Genomic DNA, 14,996 nt, shown 5'->3' with positions numbered 1-14,996 from the left:
TGACAGGTGACTGGCAGGGCCGCCCTAGCTGAAGATGATCATCGAGCCCTGTGCCAGGCTCCGGGTAGCCGCCGCATGCAGGCCCAGCCAGACATGTCGTTCCCGGGCGAACGGACTAGCGTCGAAGGGGGCGGGGGCGGCCGGTTCCTCCAACTCCGTCGGCGCCATGGGCGGCTGGGGCGGGACCGGCGGGTTGGCGGGGTCGATGCCGAGCGACGGCGCGACGAGTTCCAGCTCGCGCAGTAGGACCTGGGAGGAGCCCAACGGGCCACCCCCCGCGAGGAGTTCGTCGCTCGACAGCGGATGCGGGAAGTCCACCGGGACGTACGCGCCCGCGTGGTCGTAGTGCCAGACCAGGTGGGACTGCTGGGCCGTCGTCTCGAACATCTCCAGCAACTGCTCGTAGTCGCCGCCCAGCTCGCCGACCGGCGTCACCGGCAGCTGGCACACCTGCAGGAGGTAAGCGCGGCGCAGGAAGTGCAGCGCGTCGTAGTCGAACCCCGCGACCGGCGCCACATCGCCGGAGATACCCGGCATGTACGCGTACACCGGTACCGGCGGAAGTCCTGCCTCGCCCAGTACCTTGTCGTAGAGCGCGAGTTCCTCGGCGAAGGGGTTGTCGGGGGTGTGGCACAACACGTCGACGAGCGGGACCAGCCACAGGTCACAGGCCAACTGAGAGCTCCTCGTTCAGCACGGTGGTCAAGGCAGCGTAATGGGTGAAAGCGCGGTCGGTCCCCCCTGTGCGGGTTGGATGCCCCACACTTGTCGCCCCTCAGGGCATGCCCCGACCGCCATCGTTCTCACTCCTGCGCCAGCAGCTCGATCAGTGCCAGCGAGTGGGCGTTGTACGCCGCGACGATCTCGTGCGCGGCCGTGGCGTCCCGGTGGGCGAGGGCGTCCACGAGGTCCATGTGCTCGGCCCACAGGCGGCCCCGCAGATCCTCGATCCGGCGCAGGTGCTGGACCGCGCACACCCAGGACTGGACGCGCAGCCGGTGCAGGAAGTCGGCGAGGTAGGGGTTGCCGAACAGGCTGCTGAGCTCACGCCAGAAGCGCAGGTCGTAGCCGATGAGAATGTTCAGGTCACCCGCGGCGGCGGCCCGCTGGGCCTCCTCGCCGCGGCGGCGCACCCCGGCGAGCGCGCCGGTGGTGCGCGGGTCGTCGGTGCGGGTGGCGAGCGTGGCGCGGGCGCCCCGGGTGGTGGCGGCCGTCGAGTCCAGCAGCCCGTGGAAGATGCTCTCCGTGACCAGGCTGCGGGCCTCGATCATGCCCCGGTAGTCGTCCAGCGAGTACTCGTGGACGCGGAACCCGCGATGCTGGTCCGCGTCCAGGAGGCCCTGGGCCGACAGATCGACCAGGGCCTCGCGAACGGGGGTCGCGGAGACGCCGTACTGTTCGGCGATCTCCTTGACCGTGAACTCCTTGCCCGGCTGCAGGCGCCCGGCCAGCACCTCGTCGCGGAGCGCGTCCGCGATCTGCTGCCGCAGGGTGCTGCGGGTCACGGCGCCATTGCCGCTGCCGGTGCCGGGCATCGTCCGGGTCCTTCCCCCATCGAACAAGTACTCGTCAACTACGTGCTCCGTATGCGCTTCCATACGTGCTTCCGTACGCGCTTGAGTACTCGTAAGTATTCGTAAGTGCTCGCTCATGTCTACGAGCCAGTCACCTTACGCGTTCGATGCGGGGCCAACCGGATTGCGTGGCTCCTGCGCTACGCCGTGTGCTCGTCGGCCACGGAGAGGGCTTCGTCGAGTGCTGCCAGGCCCTCCTTGGCCTCCGCCTCCGTGATGTTGCACGGCGGCACGACGTGGGTGCGGTTCATGTTGATGAAGGGCCACAGACCGTGCGCCTTCGCCGCGGCACCGAAGGCCGCCATGGGGGCGTTCGCCTCGCCCGTCGGGTTGTAGGGGACGAGGGGCTCGCGGGTCTCCTTGTCCCGTACGAGTTCCAGGGCCCAGAACACTCCGGTGCCCCGCACCTCGCCGACGCTCGGGTGGCGCTCGGCCAGCTCGCGCAGCCCGGGGCCGAGGACCGTCTCGCCGATCCGGGCGGCCTGCTCGACGACACCCTCCTCCTCCATCACGTTCAGGGTCGCGACGGCGGCGCCGCAGGCGAGCGGGTGCCCGGAGTAGGTGAGCCCGCCGGGGTACGGGCGCCGGGCGAACGTGTCCGCGATCGCCCCGGAGATGGCGACACCGCCGAGTGGCACGTATCCCGAGTTCACGCCCTTCGCGAAGGTCAGCAGGTCCGGCACGACGCCGGAGTGGTCGGCGGCGAACCACCGGCCCGTCCGCCCGAAGCCCGCCATGACCTCGTCCAGGATGAAGACGATGCCGTACTCGTCGCAGAGCGCGCGGACGCCCTCCAGGTAGCCCGGCGGCGGAATCATGATCCCCGCGGTGCCCGGAATCGTCTCCAGGATGATCGCGGCGATGGTGGCCGGGCCCTCGAACGCGATGGTGTCGGCCAGGTGCTGGAGCGCTCGCTCGCACTCCTGCTGCTCGGTCTCGGCGTGGAAGGGGGAGCGGTAGAGGAAGGGCGCCCAGAAGCGCACGACCCCGGCCGCCCCGCTGTCGTTGGCCCAGCGGCGCGGATCCCCGGTGAGGTTGATCGCGGCGGCGGTGCCTCCGTGGTACGAGCGGTACGCGCTCAGCACCTTCGGGCGGCCGGTGTGCAGCTTGGCCATCCGGGTGGCGTTCTCGACGGCCTCGGCCCCGCCGTTGGTGAAGAAGATCTTGTCCAGGTCGCCCGGCGTCCGCTCCGCGATCAGCCGTGCCGCCTCCGACCGTGCCTCGACGGCGAACGCGGGCGCGAAGGTGGTCAGCTTCCCGGCCTGCTCCTGGATCGCGGCGACGACCTTCGGGTGCTGGTAGCCGATGTTCGTGAAGACGAGCCCGCTGGTGAAGTCCAGATACCGCTTGCCGTCGTAGTCCCAGAAATAGGCCCCCTCCGCACCGGCGACGGCGAGCGGGTCGATGAGCTCCTGGGCCGACCAGGAGTGGAACACGTGCGCACGGTCCGCGGCCTTCACGGCGGCGCCGGCCTGGGGATTGGGCTGAGGGGTCATGCGATCGAGCGTAGGCGTCCGGGGTGCGGGCGCGACATCGGCGTCCTGTCTGCGGTGCGGCCACGAAAGCGACAGGTTGTCGTGTGTCCACCGCAGTCCATTGACAGTATCCTGTCGAATTGACAGCATGTTTACATGAGCGCGACGAAAGCAGCCGCGGAAGCGTGACCCCCGTGACCGAGGGACCGAGTGACTACCGAGTGACTGAGGAGAAGCCATGACCCGCAAGCCCGTGTACCTCGCCGTCTACGACACGCTCGCCGACTGGGAGACCGGCCACACGACCGCGTACCTCGCCCGCGCCGGCTACGAGATCCGGACGGTCGGCGCGTCCGGCGCCCCGGTGACGTCCGTCGGCGGGCTGCGGATCCAGCCCGACGCGACGCTCGACGACGTACGCCCCGAGGACGGCGCGCTGCTGATCCTGCCGGGAGCCGACCTGTGGGACACGAGCGACGAGCTGGCCCCCTTCGCGCGCAAGGCGCGGGAGTTCCTGGCGGCCGACGTGCCTGTCGCCGCGATCTGCGGGGCCACCGCGGGGCTCGCCCGCGAGGGACTGCTGGACGACCGGGCCCACACCAGCGCCGTGTCCTTCTACCTGGCCGCCACCGGCTACAAGGGCGGCGACCGGTACGTGGACACCGACGCCGTGACGGACGGGAAGCTCATCACCGCCGGGCCCACCGAGCCCGTCGCGTTCGCGCGGGAGGTGTTCGGGCTGCTCGGGGTGTACGAGGGAGAGGTGCTCGACGCCTGGTACCGGCTGTTCCACGACTCGGACGCGCAGGCGTACGCGGTCCTTGAGGCGGCCGGGCAGTGAGCGGAACGGGCGGTGAGAAGGGCGAGAAAGGTGACGAGGGCAGGGAACGCCAGGACCTGTTCAGCCGGAGCGCGCTCGCGGTCTTCCGGCTGAACGGCCAGTTCCTGGGCGTGGCCGAGGAGTTGGCCACGCCCGCCGGGCTCACCGCCGCCTGGTGGCAGGTACTCGGTGCCGTGCTGAGGGGACCCCTGCCCGTCTCCGGGATCGCCCGGGCCATGGGCATCACACGGCAGAGCGTGCAGCGGATCGCCGACCTGCTGGTGGAGCGCGGGCTCGCCGAGTACGTACCCAATCCCGCCCACCGCCGCGCCAAACTGCTCCGGCCGACCGGGGAGGGCTTCGAGGCCGTCCGGAAGATCGGCCCCGGACACGCGGCCTTCGCGGACCAACTCGCAGAGGTCCTCGGGGAGGAGGGACTGGCCGAGACCGTACGGGTGCTGGAACGGCTGATCGGAGCGATGGAGACGGCCACGGCGGCGGCCGCGGAAACAGCCAGGGAATCAGCCAGGGAAACGGCATCCGCCGTTACGGAACCGTAGACACCACTTCTGCCACCGCCCCGTTCCGCCCACTATCCTCGGGCTGTCGCACATGTACGGGGGAGGGCGGCGTTTCGATGGAGAAGCTCGGACCTGCCGATCCGCACCGGATCGGCGCGTATCGGTTGCTGGCGAGGCTGGGTGCGGGCGGGATGGGCCGGGTGTATCTGGCGCGTTCCGACCGCGGGCGGACGGTCGCGGTCAAGCTGGTCCGCCGGGAACTCGCCGAACAGGAGGAGTTCCGCGCACGCTTCCGCCAGGAGGTGCTGGCGGCCCGGCGCGTGGGCGGGTACTGGACGGCGCCGGTGCTCGACGCGGACACGGAGGCGCCGGTCCCGTGGGTCGCCACCGGCTATGTGGCGGGACCCTCGCTCCAGGAGGTCGTCGGCCACGACCACGGCGCGCTCCCCGAGCGTTCCGTACGGGTCCTCGCGGCCGGCCTCACACACGCGCTGAAGGACATCCACGCGGCCGGACTGATCCACCGTGACCTCAAGCCGTCTAACGTCCTCGTCACGATCGACGGCCCGCGCGTCATCGACTTCGGCATCGCCCGCGCCCTGGAGACGGTCACCGACGGCGGCCTCACCCGCACCGGCGCGCTCGTCGGCTCCCCTGGGTTCATGGCACCCGAGCAGGTCCGCGGCGACCGGATCACGCCCGCGTGCGACGTCTTCTGCCTGGGCTCGATCCTGTCGTACGCGGCCACGGGAGACCTCCCGTTCGGCACGGCCAACAGCGGGGTGCACGCCCTGATGTTCCGTATCGCCCAGGAGGAACCTGACCTGTCAGGCGTTCCGGAGGGCATCGCCGACCTCGTCCGGCAGTGCCTGCGCAAGGATCCCGCCTCCCGGCCGACCCTCGACGACATCCTGCAGCGCACGGGAGCGGATGACACCGTCTCGGACGGACGCAGCCGTGACCCCTGGCTGCCGGGGACGCTGGTCGCCCAGCTGGGGCGCCACGCGGTGCAGCTGCTGGACGCGGAGGACCCGGAGGAGGAGGGGCTGAGTCCTCCAGCCGGTCCGGCGTTCGAGGACGAGGCCTTTCAGGCCGACAGCGCGGGACAGGGCGCGGCAGCCCCCAGGGACGGGACGGGGAGGGGCGGCGGGGGCAAGAAAGCTCCGGACCCCCCGGCCGCCGCACCGACTCCCACCCCTGCCCCCGATCACGCCCCCGGCCCCGGCCCCGCCCCCACTCCGGCTTCCGGCCGCGCCCCAGTTCCGGCTCCCGGTCCCGGCCCTGGTTCTGGTCCCGGTCCTGGCCCCGAGGCCTCCCCGGAGCACGCTTCCGCCCCGGACGCCTCCGTCCCGTCCCCGCCCCCGCCGGGCACCCCGGGCAGTTCTTCTGTCGATCACCTGCCCACCATGGTCGCGGGCCTGCCCCCGGTACCACCTCCGACCTCCCCGCCCGCAGGCTCGGCACCCGGACACACCCCCGCTTCCAGCCCCGGCGCCGGCCCCGTTCACCCGGCCTACGGCTACCCCCAGCAGCACCCCCAGCCCGTCGGTTACGGCTACCCGCACCAGCAACAGCCCGGGGCCTGGGCGGCGACCCCGGACGGCGGGTACGCGACCCCCAACGGGTACGCGCCTCCTCCGGGTTCGACCCCTCCGTACGGTCCGGCACCCCCGTACGGCCCGGGAATCACGCCGCAGCCGGGGCCGCCGCACCGGGGCGGCCGGTCCACGGCCGTGCTGATCGTCGTGGCGCTGGTCGTCGCGCTCGGCGCGGGCGCGTCCGTGTACGCGCTCATGAAGGGCGAGGGGGACGACAGGGCCGACGGCGACCCCACCAAGAACCCGACGACGGGTGCGCCCAGCACTCCCGGCCCGTCCGCCCAGGACCCCTCGACGCAGCCGCCCACCACGGCGGAGGAGACGCCGGCGGGCGGCGCGATCCCCACCGAGTACCTCGGCACCTGGAGTGCGTCCATCGACAACGACACGGGCCACAACACCCGCCAACTCACCATCGAGCAGGGCGAGGTGGGTGACACCGTGCTCACGCTCACGGCGGACGGGCCCGCGGGCGGCGGCACCTATCACTGTGTGTTCCGGGCGGAGCTGGCCGAGGCCCCGAGCGCCGGGGGTTCCCTCCGGATCGGCCCGTCCGAGGTCACCGTCGGCGAACCGGCCACTTCCTGTTCGCCGGGCGAGGCAACGGAGTTGAGCGTCCTTCCGGACGGCAGTCTGCGCCGTGTGAACGCGGGCAACGGCGACGAGCTGACGTACACCAAGCAATGACGAGTTGACGTACACCAAGCAATAACGGGCGGGCGGCGGAGGCGGGGAAAGCCCTGCCGGGGCTCAAAGCCCTACCGGGGCTCCGGCGGCCGCTGCCGCGGCATGTTCGGCCGAGTCCCCGGAGGGAGTGGCGGTCGCCCCGCCGGAGCGGTGTCGGCACGCGCACCCCCACCTACCCCCGCCTGGATGGCGAACGGTGCCACTCCCGTCCGGAACTCCACCATCCAGTCCGCGGTCTCCACCCGCACCAGCTCCGTCACGTCCTCGGAGAACCGCCGCAGCACCCCAAGGCACCGCTCGGCGGCCTCCCCTGCCGTTCCCTCGGTCGGGCCGAGAACCTCCCGCACACACTCGGACGCCCAGTCGAACTGCAGTACCTGCAGCCGCCGTTGCACTGCCTGCGCCGTCGCCACGTCTCTCATCCATCCGGAGGTCACCCCGAAAAAGCGGTCCCCCGCCAAGCAGGCGACCGCCACCAGCAACGCCAGATACCCCCAGGCGGCGCCCCCGCCCAGCACCCCGACGAGATCCAGCAGAGGCAGCGCGGCCCCGGCAAGGCCCCCGACGGCCGCCCCCGCCCGCAGCGCCCGCGCCCCCCGCCGCTTCCACATCCGGTCGGTGAGGTACCAGGACGCCGTGGTCAGCGCCCCCGCCTCCACCCACCGGTACAGCTCGTGAAGCCGGTCGGCCGGCTCTCCCCAGTCGCCGAGCGGAAAGGCCCGCCCCATCAGATCGCCGGGCTCCGGCCTCCGGGACGAGGGGCCCGTGGGCCGGGCACCCGGCGCCTGCCCGCCCGACGCCTGTCCGCCAAGCCCTTGTCCGCCGGGCCCCGAGCCGTCGCCCCGACCGTCCTGGGCCGACCCCTCGGGCTGCATGTCCGGCTGGCTCACCCACCGCTCCTAAATTGTGACGTTGCGTGACCATAGCGCGGCGCGAGGTGCTGCTGCGCCGCACCCTTACTACCTTCCATTGGGTGGCGATGGCCCTGGTTTCTGGGGACTTCCGCTCGGACGTGGGACGCGATCAGTTACAGGCCACGCTGTGCTCTCACTCGAAAGAGTGCTGAAGCGACGGGCCGGTAGACAACGTAGGCTCGTCCCAAGGCGGAAAACCCGCCGGACAGCCGTACACATCCGTGCCTCCGCGCACCGCGTACGGCAGTCCTCGCAGCCGTACGAAACCAGGAGCTGATCGTGATTCCCGGTGGTGGCCAGCCCGACATGCAGCAGTTGCTCCAGCAGGCCCAGAAGATGCAGCAGGACCTCGCGAGCGCCCAGGAGGAGCTGGCGCGGACGGAGGTCGACGGTCAGGCGGGCGGTGGCCTGGTGAAGGCGACGGTGACGGGCTCCGGCGAACTGCGCGGCCTGGTCATCGACCCGAAGGCCGTCGACCCGGAGGACACCGAGACCCTCGCCGACCTGATCGTCGCAGCGGTCCAGGCGGCCAACGAGAACGCCCAGGCGCTCCAGCAGCAGAAGCTCGGCCCGCTGGCCCAGGGGCTGGGCGGCGGCAGCGGCATCCCCGGCCTGCCGTTCTAAGTCAACCGGGTGGTCCCTTCTAAGAAGGCCGACCGCCAACTACCGTACGTACGAAGAGAGCAAGCGCGACTACGGTACGTACCGAACGAGCAGCCGACCGGGCAAGACGAACGAGCAGCCGACCGAGCAAGACGAACGAGCTGAAGAACGAGTCGCGGGACGAGCAGGAACAGAAAGGCAATCCGTGTACGAAGGCGTGGTCCAGGACCTCATCGATGAGCTGGGGCGGCTGCCCGGCGTCGGTCCCAAGAGCGCGCAGCGGATCGCCTTCCACATCCTCCAGGCGGAGCCGACGGACGTACGCCGTCTCGCGCAGTGCCTCATGGAGGTCAAGGCGAAGGTCCGTTTCTGCGCCACCTGCGGAAACGTGGCGCAGGAGGAGCTGTGCAACATCTGCCGCGACCCGCGCCGTGATCTCTCGGTCATCTGCGTGGTCGAGGAGCCGAAGGACGTGGTCGCGGTCGAGCGGACCCGCGAGTTCCGGGGCAAGTACCACGTGCTCGGCGGCGCGATCAGCCCGATCGAGGGCGTGGGCCCGGACGACCTGCGGATAAGGGAGCTGCTGGCGCGGCTCGCCGACGGCGCGGTCACGGAGCTGATCCTGGCCACGGACCCGAACCTGGAGGGCGAGGCCACGGCCACCTACCTCGCCCGCATGATCAAGCCCATGGGCCTCAGGGTCACCCGTCTCGCCAGCGGACTGCCGGTGGGCGGCGACCTGGAGTACGCCGACGAGGTCACCCTGGGACGTGCCTTCGAGGGAAGGCGGCTGCTGGATGTCTGAGCGACCGGTTTCTGAGCGACTGGTTTCTGAGCGACCGGTTGATGTACGGAACGAAGTTCTTGGCGAACTTCTCGACGATTTGTCCGACGGAGTTCTTGAGGAAGGCCGGCTTCTAGATGTCTGACGCCACGCTGCACGCGACCGCTCCGGACCCTGACGACTTCGCGGTCCAGATCGCGGATCAGATCGAGAGCTTCCTCGTCGCCGTGACAGAGGTCGCGAGAGGCGACGAGCCGGATTCGGCCGTCCCTTTCCTTCTCCTGGAGGTCTCCCAACTCCTGCTGGCCGGCGGCCGTCTGGGCGCGCACGAGGACATCCTCCCCGATGAGCGCTACGAGCCGGACCTGGGCCCCGAGCCGGACGTCGACGAACTGCGCGAACGGTTCGCCGAGATGCTCGACCCGGTCGACGTCTACTCCGAGGTCTTCGACCCGTACGAGCCCCGCAAGCCCCCGGTCCCGGCCCGTATCTCGGACGACCTGGCCGATGTCATCGCGGATCTGCGCCACGGCATGGCCCACTACCGCGCGGGCCGCACCACGGAGGCCATGTGGTGGTGGCAGTTCTCGTACTTCTCCAACTGGGGCTCCACGGCCTCGGCCACCCTTCGCGCCCTCCAGTCTCTGGTGGCCCATGTCCGCCTGAACCAGCCCCTTGAGGAGCTGGACGGCCTGGACACCGACCAGGACCTCAGCGAGGACGCCCTCGCGGAGGTGGCGGGCCGCGTCATGGTGGAGGAGATCGCGGCTCCGCTGGGGCTTCGAGAGGTCAAGTGACAGGCTCCTCGGGCTCCACCCTTCAGCCCGAGGATTCCGGCAGTCCCCTGCCCGGTTCTCTGCACCCCCTGCAGCACCTATAGCCCCCACAACCCCTTCCCCAGAGTCGTGAGCCCGCCCACCAACGCCAGTGACAGAACCAGCAGGCGGGCTTGCTTCTCCGGTACCCGTCCCGCGAGCCATCTGCCGATCAGGCCGCCGGCCACCATCCCCGTCACCACCGAGCCCCATGCCGGCGCGCTGAGGTGGGGCACCCCGTTCGAGGCCACTGAGAAGGCGTTCACCACCACCCCGTAGAACAGTGCGTTCGGCACGAACTCCCGTACTGTCCAGCCCGCGTTGACGGCGTACAGGGATATCGGCGGGCCGCCGACCCCCGCCGCCGAGTTCATGAAGCCGCCCACCGCGCCCGCGGCCACCGCACCGCCGCGCCCGCGCAGGGCGGGCACCCGGGCGCCCCGCATCACCAGCAGGACGGCGACCGTCACCAGCGCTCCCATGAAGGCGAGCAGCAGGGGCTCGGGGAGGCGGCGGGCCACCCAGGTGCCCAGCGGAACCGTGCACGCCCCCGCCGCGCACAGCGGTACCATCGCGCGCAGCCGCACCTGACGCCGGCCGCCCACGAGGCCGACCGCACAGATGGCGCCCGCCGCGCAGTTGGCGAGGACGACGCCCTGCGCCGGGCCGAGCAGCAGCACCAGCGCGGGTACGGCGACGAGGGCGAAGCCCATCCCCGTGAGCCACTGCACCGAGGCGCCGAGCAGCACGATCCCGCACAGCGACAAGCCGGCTTCCCATCCACCTGTCACGACAACCCTCCTCTCCCGCTCTCCCGAATTGGATGAGCCTTGGCCGTGTGCTGGACATGCGCTGGCCGGAGCTTTACCCGTGTGACGAGAGGGTTGGATCACTCCCCCAGGGGAGCAAGTCAACCCCACCGCACAGGAGTTGTGATGAAGCGTCACATACGTACCCGCGCAGCGATCGTCACCGCCGCCCTTGTGGCCGCCGGAGCCGTCACGGCCGGTGTCAGCCAGGCCGCGCCGGAGCACAGGTCGAAGGCCCCGAAGGCCTCGAAGACCGAGATCGCCGCGCTGTTCGACGGCTGGAACGCCGCCCTGCAGACCGGGGACTCGGACAAGGTCGCCGACAGATACGCCAAGGACGCCGTCCTGCTCCCCACCGCCTCCCCGGTCATCCGCACGGACCGCGCCGGGATCGTCGACTACTTCGACCACTTCCTGCTGAACAAGCCCGAGGGCGAGAAGATCAAGTCCGTGATCAACGTCCTGGACAGCGACTCGGCCATCGACGCGGGGCTGTACGTGTTCCACCTCACCGACCCGAAGACCGGTGAGAAGAAGGACGTCGAGGCCCGCTACACGTACGAGTACGAGAAGCGCGGCGGCAAGTGGCTGATCGTCAACCACCACTCCTCGGTGCTGCCCGCCGCAAGCTGAACCGGACGCACAGTCCCCCACCAGGGGCGTCCCGCAGCGCTGCCGTACCGCCGTCGTCCGTGACCAGTTGCTTGACGATGGCCAGGCCGAGCCCCGAGCCGGACCGGCCCGTCAGGCCCTGGCCGCGCCAGAAGCGGTCGAAGGCACGGGACTTCTCCGCGTCGGACATGCCGGGCCCCTGGTCCAGCACCGACAGCACGACCTCGTCGGGGTGGGCCGACACCTCCACGGTGATCGTCCCGCCGTCCGGCGAGACCTCCAGGGCGTTCGACAAGACGTTGTCCAGCACCTGGTCGAGATGGCCCGGGCTGGCCAGCACCAGCGGCCGGCCGCCGGCAACTCCCTCCAGAGCGATGGTGACTCCACGTTCGTCGGCGGCCGGTCTCCACACCGAGAAGCGTTCCTCGATCACGTCGACCAGCGGCAGCGGTTCGGCCGCGGACACCTTCGCCTCCGCGCGTGCGAGCACCAGCAGCCCGTTCACCAGCCGGCTCATACGGACCACCTCCGAGGTGGCCTGCTCCACGTCCTCCTGTACGAACTCGTCGTCGACCCCGTCGGCGATGTTGTCCAGGGAGAGGCGGAGCGCGGTGAGGGGGGTGCGGAGTTGGTGCGAGGCGTCCGCCACGAAGATGCGCTGCGAGGCGACCAGGGTGTCCAGGCGTTCGCCCGCCTGGTTGAGGGTGCGGGCCAGCGTCTGGGTCTCGGTCGGACCCGTCACCTCGGACCGTGCGGTCAGATCACCGTCGCTGAACTTGCTCGCCATGTCGTTGAGCTGGCGCAGGGGGGCGGTGATCCGGCGGGCGGCGAACGAGCCGATCGCGGCCGCGGCCGCCAGGACGGCGACGGCCAGCCCGGCCCGGAAGCCCCAGATGGTCCACAGCCGGTAGGTGAGGTCCTGGGTCGAGTAGTTGATCCGTACGGCGCCGACGACCGGCCCCTTGCCCGCCCCCTCCGCCGTCGTCTGGCGGGCGGGAACCGTGATCACCAGGTTCCGGCCCCAGATGAGGTCGGAGCCCCAGTCGACCGCCTCGGGCTTCCGCTTCTCCAGGACGTCGGTCAGGGCCGGGTCCCGGTCGGGCGCGGGCCGCTTCGGAACGCAGTCCCAGGAGGCGTCCGTGACGGTCACCTGGACCTCGCCGGGCGTCTCCTCGCCGTACGCCAGGGCCATCTCGTCCAGAGCCTGGCAGGAGGCGGGGTCTCCGTTGCCCAGCAGCAGGGCCATGGTCTTGGCCTCGCGGAGGACGGACTCGCGGGTGTCGTCGCGCAACTGGTCGGTGAGGGTGAAGGCCACCGGGACGGTGAACAGGGCGATGGCGATCGCGACGAGCAGGATGTAGCTGCGGATGAGCTGGCGGTTCATGAGGCGCCGCTGCCCTCGCCGCCGTCTCCGTCGCCCTCGCCGCCGTCATCCTTGTCGGTCTCCGGCTCGGCGGTCTGCGGCTTGTCGATCTCCAGGCGGAAGCCGACCCCGCGGACCGCCTCGATCGTGATCGCGCCCGCCAGCTTCCGCCGCAGCGCCGCCACATGGACGTCCAGTGTCTTCGTCGGCCCGAACCAGTTCGCGTCCCAGACCGCTTCCATGATCTGCTCGCGCGACATCAGCGCACCCGGTTCCTCGGTGAGGAAGGCCAGCAGGTCGTACTCCTTGGGCGCGAGGGCGACCTCCTCCCCGCCGAGCCGTACGCGGGCCGCCTTGCGGTCGATGGTCAGCATGGACCCGTACCGGTCGGGGCCGCTCGGCGTGGCGCCCGGGGACGTGCGCGGCTGGGCGCGCCGCATCACCGCCCTTATCCGCGCGATGACCTCGCGCACGCCGAACGGCTTGGAGACATAGTCGTCGGCGCCGAGTTCCAGGCCGACCACCCGGTCCGTCTCGTCGCTGCGCGCGCTGATCACGATGATCGGTACGTCACCGCGCTCGCGCAGCGCCTTGCACACGTCGAGCCCGTCCGTGTCGGGCAGGCCCAGATCGAGCAGCACGACGTCGTACGGCTCGGCGTGGGCCAGGGCGCTGGCGCCCGTGCCGACCCACGCCACCTCGAAGCCGTATCGCACCAGCCCGCGCCGGAGCGACTGGGCTACCGGCTCGTCGTCTTCCACCAGGAGTACGCGCACAAGCGGAACCTTAGTGCTTGAAATTTAAGGTGTTGGGCTGTGGGTGTGACGAGGCGCACTTTGCGAGTGAGGTGAGTCCGGGAGGGGCAGGTGCGGTCCTGGAGCGGCCGAAGGGCCGGACGACGGAAGCCGACCGATCGGACGACCGTACGACCGGACCACCGGGATTTCAGACAGGAACCCAGACAGGGACCCCGACGGGAACCTCGACGGGAACCCGGACGGAAATCCAGACAGACCAGCCCGGATGATCAGCCAGTGAGCGGGACGTCTCACGATGCGATATCACCCGGGCGGGATTCGGCCGCTCGTTAGACTGAGTCGACCGCAGTCGTGCGGTACGAGACGGACTGAGCGAGGAGCGCACGTGGGCCTTGTCGTGCAGAAGTACGGAGGTTCCTCCGTAGCCGATGCCGAGGGCATCAAGCGTGTCGCCAAGCGAATCGTCGATGCCAAGAAGAACGGCCATCAGGTCGTTGTCGTGGTGTCGGCGATGGGTGACACGACGGACGAGCTGATCGATCTCGCCGAGCAGGTATCCCCGATCCCTGCCGGGCGTGAGTTCGACATGCTGCTGACCGCAGGAGAGCGGATCGCCATGGCTCTGCTGGCGATGGCGATCAAAAACCTGGGCCACGAGGCCCAGAGCTTCACCGGCAGCCAGGCAGGTGTGATCACCGACTCCGTCCACAACAAGGCGCGCATCATCGATGTCACGCCGGGCCGCATCAGGACGGCGCTCGACGAGGGCAACATCGCGATCGTCGCCGGGTTCCAGGGTGTCAGCCAGGACAAGAAGGACATCACCACGCTGGGGCGCGGCGGGTCCGACACCACGGCCGTCGCCCTCGCCGCCGCCCTCGACGCCGAGGTCTGCGAGATCTACACGGACGTCGACGGTGTGTTCACCGCCGACCCGCGGGTGGTGAAGAAGGCCCGGAAGATCGACTGGATCTCCTCCGAGGACATGCTGGAGCTCGCCGCGTCGGGCTCCAAGGTGCTGCTGCACCGCTGCGTCGAGTACGCACGCCGCTACAACATCCCGATCCACGTCCGCTCGTCCTTCTCGGGACTGCGGGGCACCTGGGTCAGCAACGAGAATCCGCAAGGGGACGCTCAGGTGGAGCACGCCATCATCTCCGGAGTCGCGCACGACATCTCCGAAGCCAAGATCACGGTCGTCGGCGTCCCGGACAAGCCGGGCGAGGCCGCGGTCATCTTCCGCGTCATCGCGGACGCCCAGATCAACCTCGACATGATCGTGCAGAACGTGTCCGCGGCCTCCACGGGCCTCACGGACATCTCCTTCACGCTCCCCAAGACCGAGGGCCGCAAGGCCATCGAGGCCCTGGAGAAGTCGAAGGACGCGATCGGCTTCGACTCGCTGCGCTACGACGACCAGATCGGCAAGATCTCCCTGGTCGGCGCGGGTATGAAGACCAACCCGGGCGTCACCGCCTCGTTCTTCCAGGCGCTGTCCGACGCGGGCGTCAACATCGAGCTGATCTCGACATCCGAGATCCGCATCTCGGTGGTGACCCGCCAGGACGACGTCAACGAAGCCGTGCGCGCCGTGCACAGCGCCTTCGGGCTCGACTCCGACAGCGACGAGGCCGTCGTCTACGGAGGCACCGGACGATGACCC

Annotated in this window: 15 protein-coding genes; 8 read left to right on the top strand and 7 right to left on the bottom strand. The window is 70.3% G+C overall.

Features of this window, described 5'->3' with window-relative positions:
• Positions 1 to 24: 24 nt before the first annotated feature.
• The 3 genes from AB0D14_RS29100 to AB0D14_RS29090 form a co-directional block, all read right to left on the bottom strand.
• Positions 25 to 675 carry a hypothetical protein gene (locus tag AB0D14_RS29100; RefSeq protein WP_362784821.1) on the bottom strand — a complete coding sequence of 217 codons (651 nt, stop codon included), beginning with the start codon at positions 673 to 675 and terminating at the stop codon, positions 25 to 27.
• 128 nt (positions 676 to 803) lie between these two features.
• Positions 804 to 1,535: a GntR family transcriptional regulator gene (locus AB0D14_RS29095; RefSeq protein ID WP_362784818.1), complete on the bottom strand. Its 732-nt coding sequence runs from the start codon at positions 1,533 to 1,535 to the stop codon at positions 804 to 806.
• 179 nt (positions 1,536 to 1,714) lie between these two features.
• Positions 1,715 to 3,070, bottom strand: coding sequence for an aspartate aminotransferase family protein (locus AB0D14_RS29090; RefSeq protein ID WP_362784816.1), 1,356 nt, complete (start codon positions 3,068 to 3,070; stop codon positions 1,715 to 1,717).
• Between the two features lie 217 nt (positions 3,071 to 3,287).
• Here AB0D14_RS29090 and AB0D14_RS29085 point away from each other — a divergent pair, with 217 nt between their 5' ends.
• From AB0D14_RS29085 to AB0D14_RS29075, 3 genes are all read left to right on the top strand, one after another.
• Entirely contained in the window at positions 3,288 to 3,890 is a 603-nt protein-coding gene (locus tag AB0D14_RS29085; RefSeq protein WP_362784814.1) for a DJ-1/PfpI family protein, read from the top strand.
• Positions 3,887 to 4,429, top strand: coding sequence for a helix-turn-helix domain-containing protein (locus tag AB0D14_RS29080; protein WP_362784811.1), 543 nt, complete (start codon positions 3,887 to 3,889; stop codon positions 4,427 to 4,429). The genes AB0D14_RS29085 and AB0D14_RS29080 overlap by 4 nt, the downstream gene beginning before the upstream one ends.
• A 77-nt stretch (positions 4,430 to 4,506) precedes the next feature.
• Positions 4,507 to 6,675, top strand: coding sequence for a protein kinase (locus tag AB0D14_RS29075; RefSeq protein WP_362784808.1), 2,169 nt, complete (start codon positions 4,507 to 4,509; stop codon positions 6,673 to 6,675).
• A gap of 71 nt (positions 6,676 to 6,746) precedes the next feature.
• On the opposite strand, the gene AB0D14_RS29070 is transcribed toward AB0D14_RS29075, so the two are convergent.
• The gene (locus AB0D14_RS29070; RefSeq protein WP_362784805.1) at positions 6,747 to 7,565 is read right to left on the bottom strand and encodes an SLATT domain-containing protein; all 819 of its coding nucleotides are present in this window, start codon (positions 7,563 to 7,565) and stop codon (positions 6,747 to 6,749) included.
• Between the two features lie 303 nt (positions 7,566 to 7,868).
• Between AB0D14_RS29070 and AB0D14_RS29065 the strand changes: the two genes are divergently transcribed.
• The 3 genes from AB0D14_RS29065 to AB0D14_RS29055 all read left to right on the top strand — a co-directional run bounded on the left by AB0D14_RS29065 (position 7,869) and on the right by AB0D14_RS29055 (position 9,773).
• Complete coding sequence (locus AB0D14_RS29065) at positions 7,869 to 8,213, top strand: YbaB/EbfC family nucleoid-associated protein (RefSeq protein WP_362784803.1); 345 nt, start codon at positions 7,869 to 7,871, stop codon at positions 8,211 to 8,213.
• 184 nt (positions 8,214 to 8,397) lie between these two features.
• Positions 8,398 to 8,997, top strand: a complete 600-nt coding sequence (gene recR / locus AB0D14_RS29060) for a recombination mediator RecR (RefSeq protein WP_189773119.1) — start codon at positions 8,398 to 8,400, stop codon at positions 8,995 to 8,997.
• 116 nt (positions 8,998 to 9,113) lie between these two features.
• Entirely contained in the window at positions 9,114 to 9,773 is a 660-nt protein-coding gene (locus AB0D14_RS29055; RefSeq protein ID WP_362784800.1) for a DUF5063 domain-containing protein, read from the top strand.
• A 77-nt stretch (positions 9,774 to 9,850) separates the two neighbouring features.
• Here AB0D14_RS29055 and AB0D14_RS29050 read toward each other — a convergent pair whose 3' ends face one another.
• A complete protein-coding gene (locus tag AB0D14_RS29050) occupies positions 9,851 to 10,582 on the bottom strand; it encodes a sulfite exporter TauE/SafE family protein (protein WP_362784797.1) in 732 nt (243 codons plus the stop codon).
• Between the two features lie 144 nt (positions 10,583 to 10,726).
• On the opposite strand from AB0D14_RS29050, the gene AB0D14_RS29045 reads away from it, so the two are divergent.
• Positions 10,727 to 11,233, top strand: a complete 507-nt coding sequence (locus tag AB0D14_RS29045; protein WP_362784795.1) for an SgcJ/EcaC family oxidoreductase — start codon at positions 10,727 to 10,729, stop codon at positions 11,231 to 11,233.
• Here the strand turns inward: AB0D14_RS29045 and AB0D14_RS29040 are convergent.
• Entirely contained in the window at positions 11,196 to 12,596 is a 1,401-nt protein-coding gene (locus AB0D14_RS29040; protein ID WP_362784792.1) for a HAMP domain-containing sensor histidine kinase, read from the bottom strand. The two genes, AB0D14_RS29045 and AB0D14_RS29040, sit on opposite strands and share 38 nt — an antisense overlap.
• Positions 12,593 to 13,351 carry a response regulator transcription factor gene (locus AB0D14_RS29035; protein ID WP_362784790.1) on the bottom strand — a complete coding sequence of 253 codons (759 nt, stop codon included), beginning with the start codon at positions 13,349 to 13,351 and terminating at the stop codon, positions 12,593 to 12,595. Before AB0D14_RS29035 ends, AB0D14_RS29040 begins: the two co-directional genes overlap by 4 nt.
• A gap of 367 nt (positions 13,352 to 13,718) precedes the next feature.
• Here AB0D14_RS29035 and AB0D14_RS29030 point away from each other — a divergent pair, with 367 nt between their 5' ends.
• A complete protein-coding gene (locus AB0D14_RS29030) occupies positions 13,719 to 14,993 on the top strand; it encodes an aspartate kinase (protein WP_362784787.1) in 1,275 nt (424 codons plus the stop codon).
• Positions 14,994 to 14,996 lie beyond the last annotated feature (3 nt).

This window comes from Streptomyces sp. NPDC048484 (assembly GCF_040651415.1).
Taxonomy (GTDB): domain Bacteria; phylum Actinomycetota; class Actinomycetes; order Streptomycetales; family Streptomycetaceae; genus Streptomyces.
Note: the sequence above shows the minus strand (reverse complement) of the source record. Positions and strands in the feature narration are given on the sequence as shown.